Here is a 14,604-nt window from a genome sequence, read left to right as displayed (position 1 = left end):
AGGATACCTGGATAGGGAGAGCCATCATGAAAGGCGTAGTAGCGACTGCATTTCTCGGCATCATTCTGACCGGCTGCCAGGGCATGGCGCCCGTGACGACGACTCAGCGATTGCCTCCGGGCGACATCGAGATCATCGATGTCGAACCCCGGGAGCAACCCATCCAGGAGGCACCACCGACCCGAGGACGAATCAGTCGTCAGGTCGCCTTCCCCACCGATGAGTATGCGGCACTGGAGAAAAGCGGCAGCGCCGTGATCAGCGGACGGCTGACGCTCAGTGGTCGTCCGATAACGAATCGCCTCGTTTCGGTGGCGCCGGTGACCACCTACTCCGCCGAAGCCGCGGAACAGGCCCTGGCTGGTCGTGCCGGGGAACCCGCCGACCCCCGTGCCCGGGAATACACCCACACCACCCGCACTGACGGCAACGGCATCTTCCGCCTCACCGGCCTGCCCCCGGGTGATTTCTATGTCTCGGGCAGCGGCCAGGACCCGGTCAGCGGCGAGACCCGCGTGGTCATCCGTCAGGTCAGCCTGGGCAACGGACAGCGGCTCGAGATCAATCTTTCGCGCTGATCCGCGCCGGGCTCAGCGCCATCAAAACAGATAGTATCGATGATTACTGATTCACCTTCGAACAAGGCTTCAAAAGGCCTAGCACGCACTCCTACCAGCCGAGTACCTGCTTGACGAAGGGAATCGTCAGGCGTCGTTGAGCGGAGAGCGAGGCCCTATCGAGGGTCTCGAGGGTGACGAAGAGTTCATCGAGGCGGCGTGGCCCACGATGCAGGATGTAGCGGGCCACCTCGTCGGGTAAATGCAGGCCTCGAGCATGCGCACGTAGCTGCAGAGCCGCCAGGCGGTCGGTGTCGTCCAGGGAACGCAGGTGATAGGTAGTGCCCCAGCAGAGTCGCGAGGCGAGATCAGGAAGCATCACCTCAAGCTGCCGGGGGGCGACATTCGCGGCCACCACCAGCCGCCTGTCGGCATCCCGCAAGCGATTGAAGGCGTGGAAGAGCGCTTCCTCCCAGCGACGCCTCCCCAGGACCCGTTCCAGATCGTCGATAGCCACCAGGTCGAGGCGCTCGATGTCCTCGAGCATCAGCGGCGGGAAATGGCCGAGATCGTCGAGCGGCAGGTAGAGGGCACGGCAGCCACGGCTGGAGGCCTCATGGCAGGCCGCCTGCAGCAGATGGCTGCGCCCGATGCCCGGTTGGCCCCAGAGGTAGAGAAAGGGATCACCCTCCTCGTCCAGCTGGTGCTCCAGCCGATCGACCAGCGCAGCATTGGGGCCACCGAGAAAATTGGCGAAGGTGGCGTCGTCACGCAGCCCCACTCCCAGGGGCAACTGCGCAGGCGCTCGGTTCATGACGACTCCTCCGGGCCAGGGTCTTTACCAGCGTTATACAGGTTGCTGTTCTTGTAGTTCATGTGCAGGTATCGCAACACCACCATGACCATGGCCGCCACAGGAAGTGCCAGAAGCACCCCGGTGAAGCCGAACAGCTGGCCACCGGCCAGCACGGCAAAGATCACCGCCACAGGGTGCAAGCCGATCTTGTCACCCAACAGTTTGGGCTGGAGCACCACACTCTCGATGACCTGTCCGAACGCGAATACCGCTGCGACACCCAGCAGGATCAGCCAGTCGCCGAACTGGAAGAAGGCCACCACACCCGCCACGGAGATCCCCACGATCACACCGAGATAGGGCACGATACTCGCCAGGCCGGCAAGCATGCCGATCAGCAGGCCGAAGCGCACGCCGAGCAGGGTCAGTCCCACCGCATAGATCACGCCCAGGCAGAACATGACGATCAGCTGGCCACGCAGGAAGGCGGACAATACCTCGTCGCATTCGCCAGCAAGGCGCACCACGGCGGGTTCCCAGCTTCGCGGAAGGGAGCCGCGTAGCTTGGCAACGATAATGTCCCAGTCGAGCAGCAGATAGAAAGTGACCACCGGAATCAACGCCATGTTGCCGATCAAGGCGACCAGTGCCAGTCCCGAGCGCGAAGCCTGGGCCAGCAGGCCGGCGGCGAAGGTGCCGGTCTCCTTCCAGTTGTCGACGATCGCCTGGCGCATCTGATCGATATCGGTACTCAGGTCCATTCCCGTGAGCGACTGGATTTGCGGCACCACGGTCTGCTGGACCCAGTTGAGGACGGCCGGCAGCGATTCGATGAGCTGACCGAGCTGTCGACCCAGTATCGGCACTACCAGCAACAGCGTGAGCACGATGACCAGCGTCAGCAGCAGGAACACCAGGGAGACCGACAGCCGTCTCGACAGCCCTCGTGCCTCGAGGCGATCGGCCAGGGGGTCACCCAGGTAGGCCAGCACCATGCTGACGAAGAAGGGCATCAACACCGGCTCGATACTGATGAAGAACCATAACGCCATCCCCGCCAGTACGACGACCAACCACCACTGTCTGTGCATCTTTTCCTCCATGATGACGGCTGCCGCCTGGCTGCCAGCCGAGCGTCGTGATGCTACAATCACGACCCCGAACTTGCCTACTGTTCGATGTTCGCCGTTCCTGCCGTGATGGTGGATCCCGTGATCGCGACAGTCATTCTGCTACAGGACAGGTCATGACCCATTCCACCCCGCCTTCATCCCGGGCTTCGCTCAGCTACAAGGACGCCGGCGTCGACATCGATGCCGGCAATGCCCTGATCGACCGGATCAAGGGCGTCGCGAAACGCACGACTCGCCCCGAGGTGATGGGCGGCCTGGGCGGCTTCGGTGCCCTGTGCGAGCTGCCCACCGGCTACAGGCAGCCGGTGCTGGTCTCCGGCACCGACGGCGTCGGCACCAAGCTGCGCCTGGCCATGGATCTCGGCCGCCACGACACTATCGGCATCGACCTGGTGGCGATGTGCGTCAACGACCTGATCGTGGCCGGCGCCGAGCCGCTGTTCTTCCTCGACTACTATGCCACGGGCAGGCTTGACGTGGATATCGCCGCCGACGTGGTGACCGGTATCGGCGCGGGCTGCGAGCAGGCCGGCTGCGCCCTTGTGGGCGGCGAGACGGCGGAGATGCCCGGCATGTACGAGGGCAGCGACTATGACCTCGCCGGCTTCTGCGTCGGCGTGGTGGAAAAATCCGAGATCCTCGATGGCTCAAAGGTCGCCGAGGGAGACGTGATGCTGGGCCTGGCCTCTTCCGGGCCTCACTCCAACGGCTACTCGCTGATCCGCAGGATCCTCGAGGTCAGTGGTTCCCCGCTGGACACCGTCATCGACGGCCGGCCGCTGAGCGAGGCCCTGCTGGCTCCCACCCGCATCTACGTCAAGCCGCTTCTGTCGTTGATCAAGGAGACCGACATCCCGGTGCATGCACTGTCGCACATAACCGGCGGCGGTCTCACCGAGAACATACCACGCGTGCTGCCCGAGACCCTGGCGGCGCGCATCGATGTCTCGAGTTGGACCCGCCCCCCCGTCTTCGACTGGCTCCAGCGGCAGGGAAACGTCGCGGAGCACGAGATGTATCGCGTGTTCAACTGCGGCATCGGCATGGTCATCGTGGTGCCAGCGGAGCAGGCCGACCAGGCCCTTGCCCATCTGCAGGCTCGGGGCGAGACGGTCCACCGAATCGGTCATGTCGTCGCGCGTGGCAACGCTTCCGAGCAGGTCCAGTTGGAGAACCTAGAGGCATGAGCGACTCCGATTACCAGAGTGACACACTGAATGACGTCATCCCGGAATCCGCAGACGTCCGACGCGTCGTGGTGCTGATCTCCGGCAGTGGCAGCAACCTCCAGGCCCTGATCGATGCCCAGGCCCATGATGAACTGGGTGGCGAGATAGTCGCCGTGATTTCCAACGAGCCCGCTGCCCATGGCCTCATCCGCGCCAAGGAGGCAGGCATCGACGCCGTGGTGCTGCCCCACCGCGAATACGACAGCCGAGAGGCCTATGATGGCGCGCTGATCAAGGTGATCGACCGCCACGCGCCGGACTTGATCGTGCTGGCCGGCTTCATGCGTATCCTGACGCCACGACTGGTGCAACGCTACCTGGGCCGGATGCTCAACATCCATCCCTCGCTGCTGCCCGATTACCAGGGTCTGCACACCCACGCCCGGGCACTGGCCGATGGCGTCATGGAGCATGGCTGCAGTGTCCATTTCGTCACCGAGAAGCTTGATGATGGGCCCGTGGTGCTACAGGCAGCAGTGAGCATCACCCAGGATGACACCGAAGAGCGCCTGAAGGACAAGATCCAGGCCCGCGAACACCTGATCTACCCGATCGCCGTCAAGTGGTTCCTGGCGGGGCGTCTGCACTTCTCGCCCGACGGCGCCACACTGGACGGCACCCGTCTCCCCGCGCGTGGACTCCGCCTATCCCATGCCGACGCCGCCGAGGAACTGGACGAGGAGTAGCGCCGAGCGCTGCCCGAAGGGCCTAAGTCCTCGGCAGGGTCACCCCGCGCTGCCCCATGTACTTGCCGCCGCGGTCCTTGTAGGAAATGGCGCATTCTTCGTCGGACTCCAGGAAGAGCATCTGCGCCACCCCCTCGTTGGCATAGATCTTGGCCGGCAGATTGGTGGTATTGGAGAACTCCATGGTCACATGCCCTTCCCACTCCGGCTCCAGCGGGGTGACGTTGACGATGATGCCGCAACGCGCATAGGTGGATTTTCCCAGACAGATGGTCAGCACGCTGCGCGGGATGCGGAAATACTCCACGGTACGTGCCAGGGCAAAGGAGTTGGGCGGAATCACGCAGACATCGCCCTTGATGTCGACGAAGCTCTTATCGTCGAAGGCCTTGGGATCCACCACCACCGAGTGGATGTTGGTGAACACCTTGAAGTCATCGGCGCAACGCACGTCATACCCGTAACTGGATGTACCGTAGGAGATCACCCGACGGTCATTCACATAGCGCACCTGCTCGGCCTCGAAGGGTTCGATCATGCCATCCCGCTCGGCCATGCGGCGGATCCACTTGTCGGATTTGATGCTCATCGGGGCGTCCTGGTGAAGTCTTAAAAAGGCGAGGAAACAGGTAAATAAAATCGGGGCCACCATGATAGCGGCCCCGGGATCGGGCGTCACCTGGTAACCATTGAGGTCAGTCGCTGAAGGCTATCTCCGGCCCGGCATCGCCCTGGCCCTGGCCCTGCAACTGCTCCGCGACCTGGCGCGCCATGTCCCGGAAGGTGGCCGTCACCTCGCCATCGGGCTCGGACACCACCGTCGGACGACCGCCATCGACCTGCTCGCAAATCGCCATGGTCAGCGGCAATCGACCCAGCACTCGGGTATCGTATTCAGCGGCGATACGCTCACCACCGCCTTCTCCGAAGATCGCCTCGCCGTGACCGCAGTTCGAGCAGATGTGCAGGCTCATGTTCTCGACGACACCGAAGACCGGCACGTTGACCTTGCGGAACATCTCGATGCCCTTGCGCGCAGCAAGCAGGGCGATGTCCTGGGGAGTCGTGACGATCACGGCCCCGTCGACCGGCACTTTCTGAGCCAGGGTCAACTGGATATCCCCCGTGCCCGGCGGCATGTCGATGAACAGTACATCCAGGGCATCCCAGGCGGTCTGGGTCAACATCTGCTGGAAGGCACCGGAGACCATGGGACCCCGCCAGACCATGGGCTCGCGTACATCCACCATGAATGCCATGGACATGGCCTGGATACCATGGGCGCGCAGCGGCAGAAAGCCCTTGTCGCCGGCCGACTGAGGACGCACCCCCTCGCCCACGCCCAGCATCTGTGCCTGGCTGGGGCCATAGATGTCGGCATCCAGGATACCCACACGGTACCCTTCGGCGGCCATGGCCAAGGCCAGGTTCACTGTCACGGTGGACTTGCCGACGCCACCCTTGCCGGAAGCCACGGCGACGATATGCTTTACCCCTTCAATCACAACTCACTCCTCAATGCCGTTTGCTAGTCAATCTAGGGCCAGTATACCCGGCCGACCCCCTTGGCATGCAATGCTGGGGGCTCCTACAACGCAGGATGGCGAGCCCGATAGCTCGCCGTCCTGCGTTTACACGGCTCATGAAACGTGATCAGTTGGCCTGCTCGACCGCATGCTGTTCGCCGTCGTCTTCCTGCGCGGCATCTTCCTGCGCGGCATCTTCCTGCGCGGCATCTTCCTGCGCGGCATCTTCCTGCGCGGCATCGGCCTGGGGCTCATCGTTGCCGGTAGCCGACTGGTCATTGTCGGCATCCGACTGGCTGGACTGGACGCCGGTTTCAAGCGCCGCCAGCTCATTGCGCAAGGTCTGCAGCTGGGACTCGAGACGCTCCAGCTGGGTTTCGCGCTGCTCGATGTCCGACTCGATAGCCGAGAGCTCTTCCCGACCGATCTCGATGGACAGCAGGAGGTCATCATTCTCGGTGCGCACCGCCTGCAGGCTCTGCTCGGCCCCATCGAGATCAGCGCTGACGGCATCAAGGGATGCCTGACGCGTTTCACGCTGCTGTTCGAGATCCGCAATCTCGGTAGTCAGGGACTCGCGGACCGCCTCATGGGCGCTGATCTCCTCGGCCAGAGTGGCAAGGCGCGTCTGGGCTTCATCGATGTCACCCTGAAGCCCCTCGAGTTCCATGGTGGCTTCCTCGCGAGCCACTTCGGCTGCCTGGCGAGCCGCTTCACTTTCCTGACGAGCAGCCTCGGCCTCCTGGCGAGCCTCCTCGATCCCCTGACGCGCCTCCTCGGCTTCCTGGCGCGCTGCCTGGGCGTCGTCACGGGCCTCAATGGCCTGGTCGCGCTCCTCCTGAACGTCAACAAGTGCCGCCTCTGTCTCATTCAGCTCGGTCTGGCGAGCCTCGATCTCGGCCTGCAGCGACTCCAGCCTCGCCTGGGCGTCTTCCTGCTCGGCGCGGGTGGCGGCGACCTCGACCTCGGTACGCTCCAATTCGGCAAGGGTCGCTTGCTGCTGCTCGGAAAGTTCGGCCAGACGCGACTCCAGCGCCTCGAGATCCGTCTCGGTGGCCGCACGCTCATCGAGGCGACTGTTGAGCGCCTCATTCTCGCTGCGCACCTCGGAAAGTTCCGAGTTCACCGACTCGAGCTCGCTCTCTTCGGAGGAGAGCTGAGTGGCGAGAGCCTCATTTTCTTCTTCCTGGGTTCCTGCACTGGACTGAGCGACCAGCGCCCAGATCAAGGCGATGACGGTAATGGCCGCCAGCCCCCTGACACGATTGTCCTTCAGCAGCTGACTCGTCGAGATATCCGACATTGATTTTTCCCCCTTTTGGGTCATTGGCTCCCGCGCGAAACATAGCGAGAGGAGTATGTGCTATCAGCATACACGGCTGGCACCGAGAGACCAGCCTGGTCGAAAGGACCGGGTTCACGTTGTCTCCACGGCCGGAAGCAAAAAAAGACCGACATCAACTCAATGGGCTGGTTGAACAGCTGCTCGGTGACAGCTGACTCAGCTTCCCCACTGGCCGCTGCGCTTCATGGCTCCCCACTGGTGCTTGCGACGGGTAAATCACTGCCACATGCCGCGACATCGCCAAAGGGTATTGAGTTGTCTGTAGCCGACGTTTTCCAGGATGGCCGCCATGAAGAGGCGCAGAATGTCGCTACGACGCTGGTAGACCCGAAACGAAAGCGTCTCGAGGAGCAGGCCGTTGACGGACAGCAGGATGCCCATGCCGCTGGCCACCATCGATAGTCGTGCGATACAGATTGCGCAGATTCAGCTACCGGCAGATCAGGGCCTCGAAAATGACTAACATCCAATGGCAAGTGATTGACCAATAAGTTATTCATGAACACTGAGCCGAATGCGAATGAAGACCGTATCGCCCTGCTCGCTGTCAACGCGCCTATTGGCGAAAATCCTTGCCAGAAGCGTATGATGGCGAGAGGTCCAAGGATGGTAAGACCCATGAAGCCCGCACTGCGCTCTTCGCTTTACGCTCTCTTGACACTGCTCCCGCGGGTGGGAAGCTTCATGTGGAGAGTCTTTACGGCCTTCCTGCGTAATCGCGGTATCCTTCTCGCCGGGGGTGTCGGCTACAATATCCTGCTTTCCATAGTGCCGCTCTTTGCCCTCCTGGTGGTGTTGCTGGCAGGGGTCGTCGACGAAGAGCACCTGCTCAACGTACTGACGATCCAGGCCCGCCACCTGGCACCCGCCCACGCGGAGATCCTGCTCGATGCCGTGCGCACCCTGCTCGACTCTCGCGATGTCATCGGCATCCTGGGCTTTCCCGTGCTGCTGCTGTTCAGCTCCTTTGCCTTTCGCATGCTCGAGGATGCCCTGGCGATCATCTTCCATGCGGCCGACACCCACCACCCGAGGCGCAGCATCTGGGTCTCGGTGGCCTTGCCCTATGCCTTCATGCTGGTGCTGGGGGCAGGTCTGCTGGCCCTGACCCTGCTGGTCAGCCTGGTCAGTTCGATGAATGCGCTGTGGCTGGCACTCTTCGAGCGCGACCTCCCCCTGGCCGGCCTGTCCGGGCCGATGCTCAACCTGATCAGCTTCCTCGGCGTCTTCCTGCTGTTCAGCGCCATCTACAAGGTGCTGCCGGTGGTCAGGATCGCCCTGCGTCGCGCCGTGGTAGGGGGGTTCGTCGCCGCCCTGCTGTGGGAAGGCGTGCGCGTCCTGCTGGTGTTCTATTTCGCCAACATCTCACTGGTGAACGCGGTCTATGGCTCCCTGGCGACCCTGGTCGTGGTGCTGCTGAGCCTGGAGGTAGGGGCCATCATCCTGCTGCTCGGAGCTCAGGTGATCGCCGAGCTGGAGCGCAACGCACGCCTCGGCCTGGCCTGGTACATTGACCCGCGCCGCCAGGCGGTGCCCCAGGTGGATTGACGCTCGCAGGTGCGGTCGATGCTCAGAAGGTGGAGAGCCATCAGCTATCAGAACGTAGATAGCCCCGTGGCCTCCATGATCCGATAACGCAGCCGCTGCCAGGTCGAGGTGTCGTCATGGGCCGCGAAGGGCTCGCTGGTGATCCGCTGCGGGGTCGACTGCCAGCGACGTTCGAAGAAGGCCGACGCGTCACGCAGGGCCAGCGTATCGGCGGGCCCTACCAGGCGGACGCTGGTCTCCAGGTTGAGGTCGTCCAGGTTGCGCCGGGTAAAGTTGGCCGAGCCCAGGATCATCTCGGCCTCGCGACCGCTCTGGGCGGGTCGACGCAGCAGCAGCTTGCTGTGGCACTGCTCCCCGTTGGTGGCACACCAGCGAACCGCAACGCCGGCGGCGTGGAGCTCGCGCGCTACCGGCCGGTTGGGAATGCCGCCCTTCTCCAGCCCGAAAGCGTCGCGATTGGGATCCAGCAGGACCCGCAGCCGGACACCCCGCCGATGGGCATCCATCAGCGCCTTGATCAGGGGACGATGCGAGAGATAGAAGACGGCGATATCGAGACGATCTCCTGGACGAGCCCGTGCCACAGAGGCCATCAGGGCATCTCGGATCGCCCCCTCGGTCAGCACCTGAAGCCGGGGCTTCCCGAGAGCGGCGTCAGTCGCCGGCAGCGTCGGAGCGGGGAACGACACACCCGACCAGGCCGCCACCGGTCGCTCGGAGGCCAGCAGATCGAGTGCTGCCTGGCCCTCGAAGCGCAGTGCCACATTGCCATGAAAGCTGCTGGCATCATGGGGATTGGCGGAGGTGACCAGTCCTGCCCAGGAATCGCCGCTGTCGACTACCAGGGTCTTGCGGTGGTTGGCGTTGAAATTGAGCAGCGACAGGTAACTCCGCAGCGGCACCTGTCCAGGCCCCAGAAGATTGGGCAGCCAGCCGCCTTCACTGGTGTTGCCCAGCCAGCGGGGCCCCAGATGCCAGATCCCCGACCAGAGTGGATTGGAAGCCCGTAGCCGATTCAGATCGCTGATCACGACGCTCACACCGGCTTCCCGAAGCCTGTCGAGATGTGAGGCCTCCAGGCCACCGTAGAGGGTGTTGAGTGGGTCCGTGATCACCAGGGCATCGAGTCCGGGATGACGTCGTTTCTGGCGCACCAGCGCCTCGGTCAACTCGGAAGACAATGGCCGAAAGTGATCCCCTTCTTCACCTCCGGCAAAATCGTTGAATAGGAACATGTCGAGAACCAGCAAGCGCTCGGCCTGTTCGACCATCGCCAGGATCTCGTCGAAAATCTGATGACGGGAATGACGCTCGCCGTTCTCGTCCAGCCAGGTCTCATCGAACAGGAAATGCAGCCCCTCGGCAGGTCGCTCCGTGAAGGCCCTGCCGATGCCCTCGGGTAGCGGCTTGTAGCGCTGCCAGATCCCCATTGCCACCCAGGCCACCAGCAGCGCCGTCACGATCCATGGCCACATCCGTCGCCTCCCCTGCTCTCGCGTCTGCATGCCGTCCATGACATCCCCATCGTGTCTGTCGCCGAGTCAGGCGACGTGAACAAACAGCATAACGACAGTCGACGTAAAAAAGCAGCACGCCCCGCCGAAACCGGGCGTGCTGCCTGTCGATACTGCCTCCGCTCAGCGCTGGTTAAGAGGCCGACGAAGACGCATCGCGAGTCACGCCAGGGGCACCAGTGCCCCGATACCCAGCGCGACAATGGCCAGCACGGCAAGCAGGGATGGACTGCCGGCATGGGCATGCACCTCGGGAGCGCCATGCCCGGAATGGGACAGAGCGGTTGCGGCGGGTGCCAAAAGGGACACACCGAGGATGAAGGTACGCAGTGTCTTGAAGGGATGAGTCTTCATGGGCGTTCTCCTTGTCGAGAAAAGTTGTGTAGAGGAAGGATGATGTCGATCGCTGGTGTCAGGCAGTGGCAGCTTGGGTATCACTGCGCTGCCCCGACGGTCGGCGATCCGGCAGCATGCCGCGATCGAGGATGAAGGCGATGATCTCCTCCAGGCCGACCCCGTCATAGAGGTTGGTGAACACGAAGGGACGCTCTCCGCGCATCGTCTTCGAATCACGCTCCATTACCTCCAGGGAGGCATGGACCTGCTCGGCGATGTCGATCTTGTTGATGATCAAGAGGTCCGACTTGGTGATCCCCGGGCCCCCTTGCGGGGGATCTTGTCGCCGGCAGAGACGTCGATCACATAGAGGGTCAGGTCGGAAAGTTCAGGGCTGAAGGTCGCCGAGAGGTTGTCGCCACCGGACTCCACCAGCACCAGTTCCAGGTCCGGATGACGCGCCTGGAGATCATCGATGGCCGCGAGATTCATGGAGGCATCCTCGCGGATGGCCGTATGCGGGCAACAACCGCCGGTCTCAACGCCAAGGATCCGATCCGCCGGCAGGGCCTCGTCCACCGCGGCCACCAGCGCCGGGCGCATTCGTTCCACCAACCTCTGGGCAGCGGTATGACCCAGCGGAAGGGCCTTGCAAGCGACGGCGAGCTGGTTCTCCAGCCAGGCCCAGGCAAAGCCCAACAGCGCCTGATGCCTGGGTATGCCGCGAGCATGGGCCGTCCAGGCGAAGACGGTGACATAGCCGGCCCCCGGGGGCAGGGTCGGTGTTGCCGGCAGCAAGTCGAGACTACCCAGCAGGCGCGTCAGGGAGGCACCGAGACGGGCATCCTCGGCGGCCAGCTCGGCGGTCTCGCGGTTGGCGTCCAACCAGGTATCCCAGAGGGCGATCGATTCGCCGTCTTCGTCCGCCCAGGCCGTCATCGAGCGAGCCAGCGCCGGCAACTCGCAGCGGGTCAGGCCATCCTCCAGCACGCCGTCGATCCACTCGCCGAGGCTCGCCTCGTCGCTCACCCAGCCCAGTTCGAAGGCGCTTTCCAGCCCTTGGGAGAATGCGAAGGCGCCGATGGGCAGTGCCGGACTGACCATCTGCAGCAACCCCAGCAGTGCAAGATCATCGGCCCGACGCTCCACGGTCTCAATGCGCATGGTCATGTCCGTGGGCATGAGAATGATCTTGGTCATGAGCATGGCTATGGTCGTGACCGTGAGCCTGCCCGGCCTGCGAGTAGGCTCCGGACTCGGGATCGAAAGGTGCCTGATGATGCACCAGGGTCGCGCCCAGCAAGGTGGCCAGTTCCTCGAGCACATGGTCCGGAGGGAAGCGCACGAAGCCGCCCTCCTCGTCCTCGCCCAGCGCCAGCTGCACATGACGATTGCCAAGATGATAGGCAAGCCGCACCAATGGCAGCCCCGCCGCAATCCTGGCGGTGACCACCGGCTCCACGGCCGCTCTCACCCGCACGACCTCGCCGCTCTCGGCACGCAGTCCATCGCCGTCGTGCAGCACCGGGCCACGGTCCAGGAACAGGCCAAGGGGGCAACCGGCATCACTCGTCGCCTTGAGGCGGCCCATCACGCGCCGCTCGTAGGTCAACGTCAAGGTGTCGGTCGCCCGGTTTGCATCGATGGGCCCGAGGCGTTCAATCATTTTCAGCATCGCAAGGCAGCTCCTCATGAGTATCAACCGAGCCAGTCGTGTCTTCGCTCAACGCCACAAGGCCGAAACCCTGGCGACTTGGCGCTCAGAACAAGTGATAGAGCTGGGCCAGGGGCAGCTCGGTCGCCGGCTCGCAGGTGAGCAACTCGCCGTCGGCGTGCACCTCGTAGGTCTGCGGATCCACCTTGAGCTCGGGGCAAGCGTCGTTGAGTTTCATGTCACTCTTCCTCACCTGCCGGACATCACGACACGCCGACAACTGGCTCTGCAGGCCCAGCCGCTCCTTGATGCCGGCATCCAGCGCCGCCTGGCTGACGAAGGTCAACCGGGTCTGGCTCGCCGCCCGGCCGAAGGCGCCGAACATGTAGCGATAGTGGACCGGCTGGGGCGTCGGAATCGAGGTATTGGGGTCGCCCATCGGCGCGGCGGCAATCATCCCCGCCTTGAGGATCAGCGCCGGCTTGGTGCCGAAGAAGGCCGGCTTCCATAGCACCAGGTCGGCCAGCTTGCCGACTTCCACTGACCCCACCTCGTGGGAGATACCATGGGTAATCGCCTGGTTGATGGTGATCTTGGCGATGTAGCGCCTGGCGCGGAAATTGTCTGCGCCCAGAGTTACGTCCTCGGGCAACAGGCCGCGCTTTGTGGGCGGCCTGCCAGGTGCGACAGATAGATTCCCCGACGCGCCCCATGGCCTGGGAGTCCGAGGCGATCATCGAGATCACCCCCATGTCGTGGAGGATATCCTCGGCGGCGATGGTCTCGCGGCGGATGCGCGAGTCGGCGAAGGCTACATCCTCGGGGATCTTGGGGTCGAGATGTTCGTCGATGGTGTTAACGGTATAAGGTCGAGTCGGATTGGTCGATGATGGCAGGACATAAGGCTTGGAGCAGGCCACCATGATATCCGGCGCATGACCGCCCCCGGCGCCCTCGGTATGGTAAGTGTGGATGCAGCGCTCCTTGAACGCGGCAAGCGTGTCCTCGACGAAACCCGATTCGTTAAGAGTGTCGGTATGGATCGCCACCTGGACATCGTAGCGGTCGGCAACGCTCAGGCAGTTGTCGATGGCCGCCGGTGTGGTGCCCCAGTCCTCGTGGAGATTGAGTCCCATGGCACCGGCCTCGAGCTGGGCCTCCAGCGGCTCGGGCAGGCTGGCGTTGCCCTTGCCGAGAAAGCCGATGTTCATGGGCATGTCGTCCACGGCCTGGAGCATCTTGCCGATATGCCACTCACCGGGCGTACAAGTGGTCGCGTTGGTGCCGGTAGCCGGACCGGTGCCACCGCCCAGCATGGTGGTGACGCCGCTCATCAAGGCCTCTTCCACCAACTGGGGGCAGACGAAGTGGATATGGGCGTCGAGCGCTCCCGCCGTGAGGATCTTGCCCTCTCCGGCGATGATCTCGGTGCCCGGGCCGATGACGATCTCCACATCCGGCTGAGTGTCCGGGTTGCCGGCCTTGCCGATGGCCGCGATGCGCCCGGCCTTGAGGCCCACATCTGCCTTGACGATGCCCCACCAGTCGAGGATCAGGGCGTTGGTGATCACGGTGTCCATCACGCTATCGTCATGGCGCTGACTCTGCCCCATGCCATCGCGTATCACCTTGCCACCACCGAACTTCACCTCGTCACCGTAATGGGTGGCATCGCGCTCCACCTCGATCCATAGCTCGGTATCGCCCAGGCGCACTCGATCGCCCACCGTGGGCCCGTACATGTCCGCATAGGCCTGACGGCTGATCTTCATGATTGCTCTCCCTTGCCGTCGGTGTCGGAAGTAGAAGAGGTTCGCGCAGCAGCGGGCGCGGTAGGGTAGATAGCGCCCCCATCACCTCGCCACGAAAACCGTAGATGTGCCTCCGGCCGGCATAGGGAATCAGCGTCACCTCGCGCGACTGGCCTGGCTCGAAACGGATCGCCGTGCCGGCGGATACGTCGAGACGGCAGCCGCGTGCCTTGACGCGATCGAAGGTCAGGGCCGGGTTGGCCTCTGCGAAGTGGTAGTGGGAACCGACCTGGATCGGCCGGTCGCCTGTATTGGCGACCTCGACGCTGATCCGCTCGCGCCCCGTGCAGAGCTCGATATCGCCGTCCTGCAACTGATACTGTCCTGGAATCATAGGGCCGGGAATCATGGAATGCTCCTAGACGATGGGTTCGTGGACCGTGACCAGCTTGGTACCGTCGGGAAAGGTGGCCTCGACCTGGACGTCCTCGACCATCTCGGCCACGCCGTCCATGACATCGTCACGGGT

At 63.5% G+C, this 14,604-nt stretch carries 14 protein-coding genes and 4 pseudogenes; 4 read left to right on the top strand and 14 right to left on the bottom strand.

Annotated elements, in window-relative coordinates; genetic code table 11:
* Positions 1-578 (top strand): carboxypeptidase-like regulatory domain-containing protein (locus tag ACESMD_RS03815; protein WP_372610475.1); only part of this gene is annotated, 578 nt, incomplete at its 5' end.
* 91 nt (positions 579-669) lie between these two features.
* Here ACESMD_RS03815 and hda read toward each other — a convergent pair.
* Positions 670-1,371 carry a DnaA regulatory inactivator Hda gene (gene hda / locus ACESMD_RS03810; RefSeq protein WP_372610473.1) on the bottom strand — a complete coding sequence of 234 codons (702 nt, stop codon included), beginning with the start codon at positions 1,369-1,371 and terminating at the stop codon, positions 670-672.
* Positions 1,368-2,444 (bottom strand): AI-2E family transporter, encoded by a 1,077-nt coding sequence (locus ACESMD_RS03805; RefSeq protein ID WP_372610471.1) that lies wholly within the window; start codon positions 2,442-2,444, stop codon positions 1,368-1,370. Before ACESMD_RS03805 ends, hda begins: the two co-directional genes overlap by 4 nt.
* A 155-nt stretch (positions 2,445-2,599) precedes the next feature.
* On the opposite strand from ACESMD_RS03805, the gene purM reads away from it, so the two are divergent.
* Positions 2,600-3,673, top strand: a complete 1,074-nt coding sequence (gene purM, locus ACESMD_RS03800; protein ID WP_372610469.1) for a phosphoribosylformylglycinamidine cyclo-ligase — start codon at positions 2,600-2,602, stop codon at positions 3,671-3,673.
* Entirely contained in the window at positions 3,670-4,401 is a 732-nt protein-coding gene (gene purN / locus ACESMD_RS03795; protein WP_372610467.1) for a phosphoribosylglycinamide formyltransferase, read from the top strand. Before purM ends, purN begins: the two co-directional genes overlap by 4 nt.
* A 22-nt stretch (positions 4,402-4,423) precedes the next feature.
* Here purN and dcd read toward each other — a convergent pair whose 3' ends face one another.
* The 4 genes from dcd to ACESMD_RS03775 all read right to left on the bottom strand — a co-directional run bounded on the left by dcd (position 4,424) and on the right by ACESMD_RS03775 (position 7,668).
* On the bottom strand, positions 4,424-4,990 hold the full coding sequence (gene dcd / locus ACESMD_RS03790; protein ID WP_372610465.1) for a dCTP deaminase: 567 nt from the start codon (positions 4,988-4,990) through the stop codon (positions 4,424-4,426).
* Positions 4,991-5,096: 106 nt separating this feature from the next.
* Complete coding sequence (apbC, locus tag ACESMD_RS03785; protein ID WP_372610479.1) at positions 5,097-5,903, bottom strand: iron-sulfur cluster carrier protein ApbC; 807 nt, start codon at positions 5,901-5,903, stop codon at positions 5,097-5,099.
* Positions 5,904-6,054: 151 nt separating this feature from the next.
* Positions 6,055-7,230 (bottom strand): hypothetical protein, encoded by a 1,176-nt coding sequence (locus ACESMD_RS03780; RefSeq protein WP_372610463.1) that lies wholly within the window; start codon positions 7,228-7,230, stop codon positions 6,055-6,057.
* 258 nt (positions 7,231-7,488) lie between these two features.
* Positions 7,489-7,668: a hypothetical protein gene (locus ACESMD_RS03775; RefSeq protein ID WP_372610461.1), complete on the bottom strand. Its 180-nt coding sequence runs from the start codon at positions 7,666-7,668 to the stop codon at positions 7,489-7,491.
* 222 nt (positions 7,669-7,890) lie between these two features.
* Between ACESMD_RS03775 and ACESMD_RS03770 the strand changes: the two genes are divergently transcribed.
* Entirely contained in the window at positions 7,891-8,820 is a 930-nt protein-coding gene (locus ACESMD_RS03770; protein ID WP_372610459.1) for a YihY/virulence factor BrkB family protein, read from the top strand.
* A gap of 47 nt (positions 8,821-8,867) precedes the next feature.
* Here ACESMD_RS03770 and ACESMD_RS03765 read toward each other — a convergent pair whose 3' ends face one another.
* The 8 genes and pseudogenes from ACESMD_RS03765 to ACESMD_RS03730 form a co-directional block, all read right to left on the bottom strand.
* Positions 8,868-10,295 carry a phospholipase D family protein gene (locus ACESMD_RS03765; protein WP_372610457.1) on the bottom strand — a complete coding sequence of 476 codons (1,428 nt, stop codon included), beginning with the start codon at positions 10,293-10,295 and terminating at the stop codon, positions 8,868-8,870.
* Positions 10,296-10,496: 201 nt separating this feature from the next.
* Positions 10,497-10,688 carry a hypothetical protein gene (locus ACESMD_RS03760; protein ID WP_372610455.1) on the bottom strand — a complete coding sequence of 64 codons (192 nt, stop codon included), beginning with the start codon at positions 10,686-10,688 and terminating at the stop codon, positions 10,497-10,499.
* 58 nt (positions 10,689-10,746) lie between these two features.
* Positions 10,747-11,162: pseudogene (locus ACESMD_RS03755) on the bottom strand (GTP-binding protein); the annotation flags it as partial.
* 63 nt (positions 11,163-11,225) lie between these two features.
* A pseudogene (locus tag ACESMD_RS03750) lies at positions 11,226-11,834 on the bottom strand (urease accessory protein UreF); the annotation flags it as partial.
* Complete coding sequence (gene ureE / locus ACESMD_RS03745; protein WP_372610453.1) at positions 11,824-12,345, bottom strand: urease accessory protein UreE; 522 nt, start codon at positions 12,343-12,345, stop codon at positions 11,824-11,826. The pseudogene ACESMD_RS03750 and the gene ureE, both read right to left, overlap by 11 nt.
* 85 nt (positions 12,346-12,430) lie before the next feature.
* A pseudogene (gene ureC / locus ACESMD_RS03740) lies at positions 12,431-14,096 on the bottom strand (urease subunit alpha).
* 70 nt (positions 14,097-14,166) lie between these two features.
* Positions 14,167-14,469, bottom strand: a pseudogene (locus ACESMD_RS03735) (urease subunit beta); the annotation flags it as partial.
* Between the two features lie 24 nt (positions 14,470-14,493).
* Positions 14,494-14,604, bottom strand: a 111-nt coding sequence (locus ACESMD_RS03730; protein WP_372610477.1) for an urease subunit gamma, incomplete at its 5' end; no start/stop codon positions are given.

Origin of the sequence: Halomonas sp., from assembly GCF_041689495.1 — a bacterium.
Lineage (GTDB): Bacteria > Pseudomonadota > Gammaproteobacteria > Pseudomonadales > Halomonadaceae > Halomonas.
This window is presented reverse-complemented; position numbering and strand designations above follow the sequence as displayed.